The following is a 619-nucleotide window of genomic DNA, read 5'->3' as shown; positions in this document are numbered from 1 at the left end:
TGGCGGCAGGTTTCCTACACCCTCCCTCGGAACCGGACTTACTCCTCTCGAAGTATCCGGCTCCCCATTAGTAATTGACGTATTGATTAGTGTTTGTGTATTCTTTCATGGCACTTGCTACAAACAACAAGTGTTTTCCGCCGCTTCTTTTTCATCACGGTTTCCCAATCAGAATTCCCCAACTCGTTTAGGTTCCGTATAACGTGAACCTCGTACAAGTCGGCTTCTTTACACCCACATAGTTCACAAACTCTGGCATTAAGCCGTTGTCTGATAGTGGTTTTCCAGCTAAATTTCTTTCTCTGATAAATAATGTCACTCGCTTCGCCACGCTTGCAGTCTGCGATTTTAACAGGGCGAACACGTTTAGTCCCTGCTTTAGTTTCATAAGGGACAGACCATGTTTTCCCGTCTTTATACTGGCGAATGATTTTGCGGATACTGGTTTTATGCTTATTGGCAATCGTCTTTAAGCAACTGTACTCCATGAGATAGCAGAAGTAGTCCAGCGTGTGATAATCACAAGCCAGATTGTAATAGTTGCATAATCCTTTTGCTTCGGCATTGTACTGTTCCACAATCTCGTAATCCGCAAGGTTGAGAAGTCCGGCTCTGTGTA

1 protein-coding gene is annotated in these 619 nt (G+C 44.3%); it reads right to left on the bottom strand.

The annotated features are described in order from the left end of the window. Window positions 1–86: 86 nt before the first annotated feature. A partial coding sequence (locus CLOSYM_RS00655; protein WP_021640555.1) for an HNH endonuclease occupies window positions 87–619 on the bottom strand: 533 nt, incomplete at its 5' end.

This window comes from [Clostridium] symbiosum ATCC 14940, assembly GCF_000466485.1.
Classification (GTDB): Bacteria; Bacillota; Clostridia; order Lachnospirales; family Lachnospiraceae; genus Otoolea; species Otoolea symbiosa.
Note: the sequence above shows the minus strand (reverse complement) of the source record. Positions and strands in the feature narration are given on the sequence as shown.